The organism is Microbacterium sp. B35-04, from assembly GCF_010634885.1.
Taxonomy (GTDB): domain Bacteria; phylum Actinomycetota; class Actinomycetes; order Actinomycetales; family Microbacteriaceae; genus Microbacterium.
Genome location: NZ_MWLP01000097.1, coordinates 1 through 11,846, shown reverse-complemented (window position 1 = coordinate 11,846; position 11,846 = coordinate 1). Strand labels below are relative to the sequence as shown.

General features: G+C 70.8%; 11 protein-coding genes and 1 pseudogene. All 12 read right to left on the bottom strand.

Features of this window, described 5'->3' with window-relative positions; all coding sequences use genetic code 11:
* Positions 1–4: 4 nt before the first annotated feature.
* Positions 5–538, bottom strand: coding sequence for a bifunctional pyr operon transcriptional regulator/uracil phosphoribosyltransferase PyrR (pyrR, locus tag B1729_RS17945; protein WP_163617127.1), 534 nt, complete (start codon positions 536–538; stop codon positions 5–7).
* A gap of 122 nt (positions 539–660) precedes the next feature.
* Positions 661–1,200, bottom strand: a complete 540-nt coding sequence (locus B1729_RS17940) for a DoxX family membrane protein (protein ID WP_163617128.1) — start codon at positions 1,198–1,200, stop codon at positions 661–663.
* 173 nt (positions 1,201–1,373) lie between these two features.
* Complete coding sequence (locus B1729_RS17935; protein ID WP_163617129.1) at positions 1,374–2,948, bottom strand: Rieske 2Fe-2S domain-containing protein; 1,575 nt, start codon at positions 2,946–2,948, stop codon at positions 1,374–1,376.
* A 139-nt stretch (positions 2,949–3,087) separates the two neighbouring features.
* Positions 3,088–6,417, bottom strand: a complete 3,330-nt coding sequence (locus tag B1729_RS17930; RefSeq protein ID WP_239539704.1) for a DEAD/DEAH box helicase — start codon at positions 6,415–6,417, stop codon at positions 3,088–3,090.
* Between the two features lie 49 nt (positions 6,418–6,466).
* Complete coding sequence (nusB, locus tag B1729_RS17925; protein WP_163617131.1) at positions 6,467–6,877, bottom strand: transcription antitermination factor NusB; 411 nt, start codon at positions 6,875–6,877, stop codon at positions 6,467–6,469.
* Between the two features lie 19 nt (positions 6,878–6,896).
* Complete coding sequence (gene efp, locus B1729_RS17920; protein WP_163617132.1) at positions 6,897–7,457, bottom strand: elongation factor P; 561 nt, start codon at positions 7,455–7,457, stop codon at positions 6,897–6,899.
* Between the two features lie 129 nt (positions 7,458–7,586).
* Positions 7,587–8,045 carry a type II 3-dehydroquinate dehydratase gene (gene aroQ, locus B1729_RS17915; RefSeq protein WP_163634138.1) on the bottom strand — a complete coding sequence of 153 codons (459 nt, stop codon included), beginning with the start codon at positions 8,043–8,045 and terminating at the stop codon, positions 7,587–7,589.
* Between the two features lie 37 nt (positions 8,046–8,082).
* A complete protein-coding gene (locus tag B1729_RS17910; RefSeq protein WP_163634136.1) occupies positions 8,083–8,631 on the bottom strand; it encodes a GNAT family N-acetyltransferase in 549 nt (182 codons plus the stop codon).
* A 31-nt stretch (positions 8,632–8,662) separates the two neighbouring features.
* Complete coding sequence (gene aroB, locus B1729_RS17905) at positions 8,663–9,742, bottom strand: 3-dehydroquinate synthase (RefSeq protein WP_163617135.1); 1,080 nt, start codon at positions 9,740–9,742, stop codon at positions 8,663–8,665.
* On the bottom strand, positions 9,739–10,347 hold the full coding sequence (locus tag B1729_RS17900) for a shikimate kinase (RefSeq protein WP_163634134.1): 609 nt from the start codon (positions 10,345–10,347) through the stop codon (positions 9,739–9,741). Before B1729_RS17900 ends, aroB begins: the two co-directional genes overlap by 4 nt.
* Positions 10,331–11,560: a chorismate synthase gene (aroC, locus tag B1729_RS17895; RefSeq protein ID WP_163634132.1), complete on the bottom strand. Its 1,230-nt coding sequence runs from the start codon at positions 11,558–11,560 to the stop codon at positions 10,331–10,333. The genes B1729_RS17900 and aroC overlap by 17 nt, the downstream gene beginning before the upstream one ends.
* A gap of 30 nt (positions 11,561–11,590) precedes the next feature.
* A pseudogene (locus B1729_RS17890) lies at positions 11,591–11,846 on the bottom strand (shikimate dehydrogenase); the annotation flags it as partial.

The following is an 11,846-nucleotide window of genomic DNA, read 5'->3' as shown; positions in this document are numbered from 1 at the left end:
CCGGTCACCGTCCTTCGATCGTGACGGATTCGGCGCCGTCGGTCTCGTGCAGGCGCACGTTCACGCGCTCTTCGCGGGAGCTCGGCAGGTTCTTGCCGACGAAGTCGGGGCGGATCGGCAGTTCGCGGTGGCCCCGGTCGACGAGCGTCGCCAGCCGCACCGCAGCGGGCCGGCCGATGTCCTGCAGGGCGTCGAGGGCGGCACGGATGCTGCGTCCTGAGAAGAGGACGTCGTCCACGAGCACGACCACCTTGCCGTCGATGCCGCCTGGCGGAATCTGGGTGCGCTGCGGGGCACGCGTCGGATTGCGGTGCAGGTCGTCGCGGTACATCGTGACGTCGAGGGCCCCGATCGGGACGGTGACGCCGCCGAACTGCTCGACGAGCGCGCCGATGCGGTGGGCGAGGGTGACGCCGCGAGTGGGGATGCCGAGGAGGACCAGGCCCTCGGGACCCTTGTTGGACTCGAGGATCTCGTGGGAGATCCGAGTCAGGGCCCGGGCGATGTCGGCCTCGTGCAGCACGGTGCGCGTGCTCATCCGCCGCTCCCTTCTCCGCCTCACGGGACGGGGTTAAAGGTTGCTGTGATCGCCGCCCAGTCTACGTCACCGCGAAGGCCGGCCCCAATCGGGACCGGCCTTCGGGGTGCGCCTCGTGATCGTCAGGGGCGCGTGGCAGGCCCGCGCAGCACCTGCGAGGCGACGACGAGGGCGGCGGCGATCAGCACGACGTTCTTGAAGATGTACTGTCCGGTGAGCGTCGGGCCGGCGGTGCCGAACACCTCGGCAGGCAGCAGCACGAGCGGCGAGAGGATGCCGACGAACGCGAGCGCGAGCACCACGAGGCCGACGCGGGCGAAGGCGCCCCCGGCGATGAGGAGGGCTCCCGCCGCGACCTCGATCAGCGCGGTGGCGACGAGCGCCGCCTGGCCGCTCACGAGTCCGAACGTCAGCTTCTCCCACGTCTGGCTCACGAGAGCCTCGACGGGGCTCACTCCGGGGAAGAACTTCATCGCGCCGAAGACGACGAACACACCGCCGAGGGCGATGCGCAGCGCCGGGATGCTCCAGCGCTGCAGCGCGGTCTTTGTCGCAGCTTCGGCGCGCGCCTCCCATGACAGCAGGGTGCGGATCGTGCTCGGACGGCCGGTGCGTGCGGGGGCGACGACGCCGGCGGCGCCGCGGACGGGAACGGTGGTCATGGCGTGACTCCTTCGGGTTCTGATCGCCCGCGATCGCGGGCACGGTGATCAGGACTCCCTCGGCCGCACGGTGATACGGATCGGCACGGATTGGCACCGGGGATACACACCTTCGGGCGCAGAAACGCCGTCTGGTTGTAGAAGGTCTACAACCAGACGGCGCCGCGGTCCGCTCAGGCGGCGGGCGTCGTCACCTCGCGGTGCGCGTCGTCCTCGACCAGCGACGCACGGATCGGGTGCCCCTGGCTGGTGAGACACTTGCCGCTGGCCAGGTCCCACTTCCAGTCGTGGAGGGAGCAGGTGAGCACGCCGTCCTCGATCTTGCCGGTCTTGGTGAGGTCCGCACGCAGGTGCGGGCAGCGGCGCTGCACCTTCCACTCGCCCAGCCGGGCGTCTTCGGTCTGATCGGTCTGCTCCGCGTACCAGTTCTCGACGTACTCGATCCGGTCTCGCGAAAGGCACTTGAGGAACGTCGTCAGGAACTCGTTGAACTTGCCGCTGCGGCCGACCTCGAACTGCATCGAGAGGAAGATCGAGTTCGACCAGTCGATCTCGTGGTCGGCGATGTTGGTCGAGACCAGGTCGGCCGGGATCGTGTACCAGTAGATGCACTCGTCGTCCTGGTACTCGCGGACCTTCGCCTTCGGGAAGTCCACGACCATGTCGAGGTCGCCGATGCGGAAGCGCACGACGCCGCCGACGCCGTTGCGGATGGTGCGGGCACGGCGCAGTAGCGGCTCCCACCACTCCTTGATCGCGGCCAGCATCTCGTCCGGAGGCAGCACCGCTGCGCGGGTGGCCTCCTCGGCGCGGATCTCGTCCTGGCGGCTGCCCTGCTGTTCGGCGAGATACGACCACTTGTCGTCGAAGATCCGGTCGATCTCGGCATCCGTGTAGAGCGTCTGCGTGACCGAGAGCGCGCCGTCGTTCAGCTCGACCACGGTGCCGGGCACGAACTCGTAGCCCTTCTGGTCGGGGCGGAGGTCCTTCATGTGCTGCAGGAACTGCCGCTGGTCGGTGAAGATGGCGTCGCCGTCGAGGCCGTAGCCGTTGTACTTGAACAGCTCCTCGCGCAGGAACATCGGCGGGCCGGCCATCGGGAAGACGTGCTCGGCGTCGACCTTCTCGATGTAGTACATCGCCCGCTTGTTCTGCGCGTCGCGCTTGAGCTTCGCGAAGTTCTGCTTGGCATCCTGCGGCAGGTCGTAGACCATCGGCCACCAGATGGCGCCCGACACCTGCGTGAAGTACGCCTCGGGCTTCGAGAACGACATCAGCTTCTCGAGGTCGAGCGGATGCGAGTCGTTCTGATTCAGGATGCTGGCGGTCCCGTCGTCGACGCTCAGCGAGGAGTCGCCGATCGGCCCGTCACTGGGGGCGCGGAGGGGCGTCACCATGAGCTTGAGCGGGCCGAACTCGAGCGGCACCCCGGCCTGCGTGTAGACGATGTTGTCGTAGCCGAGCCGTCGCAGGTCCTGCTCGAGATCGTCGGTCGGGTAATCCGGCAGCAGGACCTTGATGTCCTTCGGCACGTGGCGCTGCATGAGCGCCGGGTCGAAGTGGTCGCGGTGGCGGTGCGAGATGTAGAGGAAGTCGGCGTTGCCGTACTTCGCCCAGTCGAGCCCGCGGTTGTCGGGGAACGGGAACCACGACCCGAAGAAGGTCGGGCCGATCACCGGGTCGCAGAGGATGCTTCCTCCCGCCGTCTCGATGAACATTCCGGCGTGGCCGAGGCCCGTGATGCGCATGGGACTCCTCCCCTATCCAGCAGTCGTACCGTCGAACCAGACGAGTCTAGGCGAGGCCGGCCGACGCCACCGCGCGGCCCGGCCGTGCAAAAGCAGATCCCGCCCCGTCCCCGCGCGCTCCGGACCGGGATGGCCCGGATCACTCGTCGAAGAGTCCGCAGATGTCGTCGGCGGTGAGCGCCTGGCCGAACAGGGCGTCGTCGTCCATCACGGAACGGAACAGCCGCGACTTGCGCTGCTGCAGCGCCATGACCTTCTCCTCGATGGTCCCGTTCGCGATGAGCCGGTACACCATCACGCTGCGGTGCTGGCCGATGCGGTGCGCCCGGTCGACCGCCTGCGCCTCGGCTGCGGGGTTCCACCACGGATCGAGCAGGAACACGTAGTCGGCCTCCGTCAGCGTGAGACCGAAGCCGCCCGCCTTGAGGCTGATGAGGAACACCGGCGCCTCTCCCCCGCGGAAGGCGTCGACGGCGGCATCGCGATCGCGCGTCGACCCGTCGAGATACGCGTACGGGATGCCCCGCTCGTCGAGCCGGGCGGAGACGAGGCCGAGGAACGACGTGAACTGGCTGAACACGAGGGCGCGATGCCCCTCGGCGAGGGCTTCGTCGAGCTGCTCGAAGAGCGCGCCGAGCTTGCTCGGCGCGATGTGGGAGTACGCCGGGTCGACGAGCTCGGGGGCGAGGCTCAGCATGCGCAGCAGCGTCAGGGAGCGGAACACGATGAACCGGTTGCGGTCGAGGTCCTCCAACAGCCCCAGCACCTTCTGGCGCTCGCGCTGCAGCACCGTGTCATACAGGGCGCGGTGGGCCGCCCCGAGCTCGATCCGCACCTCCTGCTCCTGCTTGGCAGGCAGGTCGGCGGCGACCAGTTCCTTCGTGCGCCGCAGCACCAGCGGACGGATGCGGCGCCGAAGGCGCGCCAGGCGGCCCGCGCGATAGGCGCCGCCTTCCTGGTTCTCGGGCACTTTGCCCTTCTCGATGGGGCCGACGTACTCCTCCCGGAACCGCCGCGCGGAGGCGAACAGCCCGGGAGCAGCCAGCGAGAGCAGGGCCCACAGCTCGGTGAGGCTGTTCTCGAGCGGCGTGCCGGTGACGGCGAAGACGACGTCCGCCGGCAGATCGCGCGCCGCCCGGTACGCCTTGGTCTGGCTGTTCTTGACGAACTGCGCCTCGTCGAGGATGAGGCCGGCCCATGTGACGCGTGCGAACTCGGCTTCGTCCAGTCGCAGGAGCGTGTACGACGTGACCACGATGACGGCGGCGGCTGCGGCATCCGTCACCGTCGTCCCGCGCTTCGCACGTGTCGAGTCGATGACGGCCACGCGCAGGTCGGGCACGAAGCGCGCCGCCTCGCTCCGCCACGTCGAGAGGACGGATGTCGGCGCCACCACCAGGAACGGGCGCTTCTCACCGGTTTCGCGCGCGTGCGCGATGAGGGCGAGCAGCTGCAGCGTCTTGCCGAGGCCCATGTCGTCGGCCAGGATGCCGCCGAGCCGGTGCTGCCACAGGAAGGCCAGCCAGTCGTACCCGACCCGCTGGTACGGGCGGAGATCCGCCTGCAGCGCGGCAGGGAGCGGTGCGGAGGGAACCCCGTCGGCGTCGCGCAGCGCCTCCACGGTGGCCCGCCACGAGACCGCGGGCTGCGCCTCGTCCGCGAGATCCTCGAAATCCGCCCACAGGGCGGTCTGATACCGGCTGATGCGCGGCCCGGTCTCCCATTCGTCGAGCTCGCCCGCCTCGTCGATGAGGTCGCGCAGGCGCTGGAGCGAGGGATGCGACAGCGAGAAGTACGCCCCGTCGCTCAGCAGGATCTTCTTGCGACCCCGCGAGAGCGCGGTGAACAGCGTCCCGAACGGGATGCTGCGGCCATCGATCGTCACGACGACGCCCAGGTCGAACCAATCGGCGTCGGTCGTCTCGACGGACGTGATGTCGATGCGCGGATCGCCGACGAGCTCACGGTAATGCGGACGTTCGCCTGAGATCTCCACACGGACGTCGGCGTCGGCCTCGAGCAGCGGCAGCAGCTGCGACGCGAACTCCGCCGCCACGATCCCCGACAGCGTGTCGGCGCTCGCGAGGTCGACCGGCGCATGATCGCGCCAGAGCGACTCGACGCGGTCGCGGATCTCGCGCTCCAGCGCCGGGTCGCCGTCGTCGCCGGTCGCATCGAGGCCGAGCAGCTCGCCGTCGCCGTAACGCCACGAGAGCGTGTAGACGAGCCGATGCCCCGGTTCGAATCGCACCAGCACCACGAGCGTCGGCCGGGGCGGCGGGGCGACGTCGATTCCAGGCGCCTCGACATCCACCCGGCGCGCGATGCGCGGCAGGTGCTCGCGCACGAACTCCTCAGCCTCGTCCGCCGGGACGGTCACGGCTTCGCGGGCGGTGAGCAGCGCGGGCACCGGGTCGGGCAGCGCGACGGCCGCCAGCACCAGCTCGATGCGCTCGCGCTGCACCGTGAACCGGTAGACGCCCGTGCGGCCGACCGGACGCAGAGTCGCGGCTGGGCCCACGCGCCCCGAGGCTCCGGACGACGCGCCGGCGGCCGGAGAGGGCGTTGCGAGGGTCTGCTCGCCGTCGATCGTGACGACCGGGACGATCTCGAGGCCGCGCCCGGTGCGCTGCGCCTGCACCGCGACGGTCGCCGCGGACGCCAGTGCGACCGTCGCATTGCGCTTCGTCGGGACGAACGGGATGCCGCGGTCCGCGGCGGACGCCAGGTGCGGCCAGAGAAGGCTCGACTCGATGTCGTCGAGGGTGAGCCAGTCCGAGACGTCGGAGAAGGCGCCGAACGAGCGGACGTCGCGGCCGATGCTGTGCAGCTCGGCGAACCACCGCGCCTGTACAGGGTCGAACGCCGTGCTCGGCCGCCGCAGGGCATCCCACGAGACGCCGCCCTTGATCCATGCGTCGGACCGGGCGGAGCGCTCCAGCGGGCGAAGCCCGACCAGCACGTCGGCGCCGTGCTGATGCAGGCCGCGGGGAGTGGCGGACTCGACACGCGCCGGTGCCCACGCCGACGCGCCGCGACGGATGCGCTGACGCAGCTCGACGCCCAGCGCGAGGGGCGTGTGGGCCCGCGGCGCGGGCGCCGGCGACGCGAACACCGTCCGCCACGACGATTCACCGGGCGACGCCGGGGCCGACGCCGCCAGCCGGTTGGCTGCGAGCAGCGTCGCGACCGTGTGCTTGCAGTCGAACTGCACCGGGCACGTGCACGAGGTCGCGGCGATGGGGTGGTCCGTGCGCTGCGGGTCGAGCCGGACGCGGCAGCGGTACGTCCGCCCGGCGCTGCCGGCCACGACGGCCTCGATCACGCAGGTGACCGGGTCCCAATCGAGTCGCTGCACCGCGCCGTCGGCGAAGTACGCGGCGCCCCGCTCGTACGAGCCGCTGTCGGTGTGCCGGCGGATGTGCCCGGGGTCGACGAACGGCGGGGGTCCGGCGGACGGCGGGGTCACGGCATCCATCCTGCCGAGGCCCGCCGACACCGCGGCGGATGCATCGCGGTCAGCCTGCGCGCGCGATCCGGGCGAGCACGCCGTGGACGAAGGGTCCCGATTCGTCGGTCGAGAACTCCTTGACGAGCTCGACCGCCTCGTCGATGGCGACCGCGGTCGGGACCTCGTCGTTGTAGAGGATCTCCCATGCGCCGATTCGCAGGACGGCGCGGTCGACCGCAGGCATGCGGGCGATGCTCCAGTCCTTGGCGAACGTGGTGATCTGCTCGTCGATGGCGTCCTGGTTGTCGATCACCCCGTCGACGATCTCACGGGCGTACAGCCACGAGGCCTCGCGGGCGGGCTCGTTCGCGGCCCGCTTCGCCTCGGCGGCGAGGACGGTCGCCGGCGCATCGCCGCGGACGTCGGCCTGGAACAGGATGTCGAGCGCGCGTTTGCGCGCCTTCGTGCGGGCACTCATCGGTCAGCGGCCGCCGACCTCAGTTGACGCGGCCGAGGTAGTCGCCGGTGCGCGTGTCGACCTTGACCTTGGTGCCGGTCTCGACGAACAGCGGGACCTGGATCTCGTAGCCGGTCTCGACGGTGGCGGCCTTGGTTCCGGCCGACGAGCGGTCGCCCTGCAGGCCGGGCTCGGTGTACGTGATCTCGAGGACGACCGACGCCGGGAGCTCGACGTAGAGCGGGTTGCCGTTGTTGAGAGCGATCTGCACCTGCTGGTTCTCGAGCAGGAAGTTGGCGGCGTCGCCCACCGTGGCGGCTCCCACGTTGATCTGGTCGTAGTCGGCGACGTCCATGAAGACGAAGTTGTCGCCGTCGTTGTACAGGTACGTGAAGTCGCGACGGTCGACGTTCTCGATGTCGATCTTGGCGCCGGCGTTGTACGTGCGGTCGACGACCTTGCCCGAGACGACGTTCTTGAGCTTCGTGCGCACGAACGCGCCACCCTTGCCCGGCTTGACATGCTGGAACTCGATGACGTTCCAGAGCTGACCGTCGATGCTGAGGACGACGCCGTTCTTGATGTCTGCGGTGGATGCCATGAGGGTGCGAATCCGTTTCGTTGTGGTGTGAGCGACGTGAAGCGAGAGGCGGTCGCTGCCCGTCGACATGCTCGAGGACCGGCAGCGCCGACGTTCGATTCTACGGGATGCCTGGTCCCGGGCGATTCCTCAGCCCTCGGCCTGCCCGGTGAGGATGTCCACGAGGCGTGCGACGGCCGTCGCGTAGCCGGGCACGCCCTCGCCGATGACGTGCACGACGGCGACGTCGGCGACGTAGGAATGACGGCGGAACTCCTCGCGGGACCTCACATCCGAGATGTGCACCTCGGCGACCGGAAGGCCGACGCCCGACAGTGCGTCGCGCAGCACCACCGACGTGTGAGTGAGGCCGCCGGGGTTGATCACGATGCCGGCGCAGTCGTCGCGGGCTTCGTGGATCGCATCGAGGAGCACGCCCTCGTGGTTGCTCTGCACAGCCCGCACCTCGAAGCCGCGCTGCGCGGCGGCATCCGTCGTCACGCGCTCGACGTCGGCCAGCGTCGCGGTGCCGTAGATGCCGGGTTCCCGGGTGCCCAGCAGGTTGAGGTTGGGCCCGTTGACGAGGAGCAGGCGGCGGGGGTGGGTCATGTTCGCACGATATCAGCGCGCCCGGACCGGTTACCCGTCACGGCAGGGGGCGCTCCATGACGATCTGGGGCCCGATCACACTGGCGTAGGTCTCGCCGGTGCGCGCGAAGCCGGCACGTCGGTAGGCGCCCTCGGCGCGCGGGTTGTCGCGGTGGACGTCGAGCGAGATCCGGTCGAGCCCGAGGCTCGCCGCCCATGCGGCGGCCGCGGCGAGCAGGGCGTCGACCGCACCCGTCCCGCGGTGGCCGGGGTTCACGTACACGCCCACGACGTCGGCTCGGCGATCGTCGACGTACCGGCCGAGTGCGTCCTTGTGTCCGGTGGCCCGGATCAGCACCGACAGGCTTCCGACCCAGACATCGTCGACGACCGCGACGAACTGCGCGGCGGTCTCGCTCGTCGCCGCCTTGTCCGCGCGGTCGCGCCAGAACTCATCGGGGCGCTCGGCCACCTGCTCGGGCGTCTCAAGGAACGCGATCCCCGCATCGGGGTCGCTCGTCGACTCCAGCCGAAGTGCCCGCACGGCAGCCCATTCATCGGAGCGGATGCGGCGCACCGTCAGGCGCGGATCGGGCGATGCCGTCATCCGAGCACCCTACCGCGGTGCTGCCGGGTGCTCATCCGCCCGAGACCTCCTGGTAGGCGGCGAAGAGCAGTGATTCGTCGGGTGCCTGCAGCACCGTGGGCTTGGCGACGTCGTCGAGCACGATGAAGCGCAGCATGCCTCCTCGGCTCTTCTTGTCGCGCTGCATGGTCGCGAGCAGCGTAGGCCAGCGCCCGGCGCCGTACGTCGTCGGCAGGCCGAGCGAGCCGAGGATGTCGCGGTGGCGCTGGGCGGCGGCATCCGGAAGCCGGCCGGCGAGCCGCGACAGCTCGGCGGCGAAGACCATGCCGACCGAGATCGCGGCGCCGTGACGCCAGCGGTAGCGCTCGGCGTGCTCGATGGCGTGGCCGAGCGTGTGTCCGTAGTTGAGGATCTCGCGCAGACCCGCCTCGCGCAGGTCCTCCCCCACGACGCGCGCCTTCATCTCGATGGCGAGCTCGATGGTGCGGCGGAACGCGGCGCTCTGCGGGTCGACGGCAGTCTCGGGGTCGGCCTCGACCAGGTCGAGGATCTCGGGCGCCCAGATGAATCCGGCCTTCACCACCTCGGCGTAGCCTGCGACGCGCTCGTTGCGCGACAGCGAGCCGAGCAGATCGAGGTCGCAGATGACGGCGCGCGGCGCCCAGAAGGCTCCGACGAGGTTCTTGCCCTCGGCGGTGTTCACGCCGGTCTTGCCGCCGACTGCCGCATCGACCATGCCGAGAACGGTGGTGGGAACCTGCACGACCTCGACGCCGCGCAGCCACGTGGCCGCGACGAAGCCGGCGAGATCGGTGACCGCTCCCCCGCCGAAGCCCACGACGACGTCGGTCCGCGTGAAATCGGCCTTGCCCATCACCTGCCAGCAGAAGGCGGCGACCTCGATGCGCTTTCCCGCCTCGGCGTCGGGGATCTCGGCGAGCAGCACCTCGCGGTCGCCGACCAGCTGCGCGCGCAGACTCTCGGCCTGTGCCGCGAGCGTCGGCGGGTGGATCACGAGCACCTTGCGGGCAGCGGCCGGCAAGGCCTCGCCGAGGGAGGACAGGATGCCGTGGCCCACGGTGATGTCGTAGCTCGCGTCGCCGCTCACGGTGATGGTCGTGGCGTCGGTCATGGCGTCTGCTCCTTCTCGCGGGGGCTGCTGTCGCGCGGGCTGATCTCACTCGGTCCGGCCGAGCCGCCGGCGGCGTGGTCGTGCGGCGGGGTGCTCTGGCCGCGCACCCACGCGACGAGGGCGTCGACGACGTCCTGCAGCGGGCCGGTGGACGTGTCGAACGTGACGTCGGCGAGCTCTTCGTACACGGGCCGGCGCTCTTCGAAGATCGCGGTCCAGCGCTCGATGGCGTCGTCGCCCCCCTGCAGCAGCGGTCGGTTCGAGTCGCGCACGCGGCCCGCCACGACGCGCGGCGACACGGTGAGGAGCACGACGCGGAGACCTGCGAGCTCTGCACGGGTGTCGGCGTCCATGATCGCCCCGCCGCCGAGCGAGACGATGCCGCCTGTGGCCAGGCCCTCGCGGACGGCATCGCGCTCCGCCGCACGGAAGCGCGCTTCGCCGTGTTCGACGAAGAGCTGCTCGATCGGTCCGTGGTCGCGCACGACCGCGGCGTCGGTGTCGAAGAAGGGCAGGCCGAGCGCGCGCGCGGCCTTCTTGCCGATGCTGGTCTTTCCGGCCCCCATCGGGCCGATCAGCACGACGGCGTCAGAGTGCGAGGTCATGCTCGGCGAGGCCGGCGTCGCTCTCGGCGGCGCTGTGCAGCGCGTCGGGGATCGCCGCGAGGTAGCCCTCGAGGTTGCGTCGCGTCTCGGCGACGCTGTCGCCGCCGAACTTCTCCAGCACGACCTCGGCCAGGACGACGGCGACCATGGCCTCGGCGACGACGCCCGCCGCCGGCACGGCGCACACGTCCGAGCGCTGGTGGTGCGCCGACGCGGCGTCGCCGGTCGCGACGTCCACCGTGCGCAGCGCCCGCGGCACGGTCGCGATCGGCTTCATGCCGGCGCGCACCCGCAGGACGGTCCCGGTCGACATGCCGCCCTCGGTGCCGCCCGCCTTGTCGCTCGAGCGCGTGATGCCGTCCCCCGCCACGAACAGCTCGTCGTGGGCGGCGGAGCCGCGACGGCGCGTGGTCTCGAACCCGTCGCCGACCTCCACGCCCTTGATGGCCTGGATGCTCATGAGCGCGTGTGCCAGCTTGGCATCGAGGCGGCGGTCCCAGTGCACGTGCGAGCCGAGTCCGGGCGGCAGTCCGTAGGCCAGCACCTCGACGATGCCGCCGAGCGTGTCGCCCTCTTTACGCGCGTCGTCGACCTCGGCCACCATGGCGGCGCTCGTCGCGGCGTCGAAGCAGCGGAGCGGATCGGCGTCGAGTGCCTCGACGTCGTCCGGCGTGGGCAGGGCCGCGCCCTCGGGCACGCGCACGGGCCCGATCGAGAGCGTGTGGCTGACGAGACGGATGCCGAGCTCGGCCAGGAACGCTCGTGTGAGTGCGCCGAGGGCGACGCGGGCGGCCGTCTCGCGGGCGCTCGCGCGCTCGAGGATCGGCCGGGCTTCGTCGAAGCCGTATTTCTGCATGCCGACGAGGTCGGCGTGGCCGGGACGAGGGCGCGTGAGCGCGGCGCCGCGGCCGCGGGACTTCTCGGTGAGTTCCACGGGCTCGGGGCTCATGACCTCGACCCACTTGGGCCATTCGGTGTTGCCGATGCGCAGGGCGATCGGGCTGCCGAGGCTCGTGCCGTGCACGACGCCGGACGAGATGGTCAGCTCGTCCTCTTCGAACTTCATCCGCGAGCCGCGGCCGTAGCCGAGCTTGCGGCGCGCGAGATCCGCCTGGATCGCGGCGCGGGAGATGGGGACGCCCGCGGGCAGGCCCTCCATGACGGCGACGAGTTCGGGGCCGTGCGATTCGCCGGCCGTGAGCACGCGGAGCATTGGTCCAGTCTCCCACGCCCCGGACCGCCGTTACGCCGTCGTGGGCTCCTCGAGCACGCGGCGCATCGCCTCCAGCGATTCGTCCTCACGCGCGAGAGGCGCGTCCGGGTCGCCGTTGCGGAAGATCCGGACCTGCAGCAGTGCCTGGTGCAGCAGCATCCCGAGTCCCGACCGCGCCGGGTTCCCGGCACGCTCCCACGCGGCCGACAGTGCCGTCGGCCAGTGCCCGTAAACCACGTCGAGGAGCAGACCGCCGCCGCCAGCCAGCGCGTCGGCCGCGGCATCC

What these genes read in the sequence shown, in the direction of transcription:
- pyrR (WP_163617127.1), bottom strand. Translation starts at nt 538, where the DNA reads ATGAGCACGCGCACCGTGCTGCACGAGGCCGACATCGCCCGGGCCCTG.
- B1729_RS17940 (WP_163617128.1), bottom strand. Translation starts at nt 1,200, where the DNA reads ATGACCACCGTTCCCGTCCGCGGCGCCGCCGGCGTCGTCGCCCCCGCA.
- B1729_RS17935 (WP_163617129.1), bottom strand. Translation starts at nt 2,948, where the DNA reads ATGCGCATCACGGGCCTCGGCCACGCCGGAATGTTCATCGAGACGGCG.
- nusB (WP_163617131.1), bottom strand. Translation starts at nt 6,877, where the DNA reads ATGAGTGCCCGCACGAAGGCGCGCAAACGCGCGCTCGACATCCTGTTC.
- efp (WP_163617132.1), bottom strand. Translation starts at nt 7,457, where the DNA reads ATGGCATCCACCGCAGACATCAAGAACGGCGTCGTCCTCAGCATCGAC.
- aroQ (WP_163634138.1), bottom strand. Translation starts at nt 8,045, where the DNA reads ATGACCCACCCCCGCCGCCTGCTCCTCGTCAACGGGCCCAACCTCAAC.
- B1729_RS17910 (WP_163634136.1), bottom strand. Translation starts at nt 8,631, where the DNA reads ATGACGGCATCGCCCGATCCGCGCCTGACGGTGCGCCGCATCCGCTCC.
- aroB (WP_163617135.1), bottom strand. Translation starts at nt 9,742, where the DNA reads ATGACCGACGCCACGACCATCACCGTGAGCGGCGACGCGAGCTACGAC.
- B1729_RS17900 (WP_163634134.1), bottom strand. Translation starts at nt 10,347, where the DNA reads ATGACCTCGCACTCTGACGCCGTCGTGCTGATCGGCCCGATGGGGGCC.
- aroC (WP_163634132.1), bottom strand. Translation starts at nt 11,560, where the DNA reads ATGCTCCGCGTGCTCACGGCCGGCGAATCGCACGGCCCCGAACTCGTC.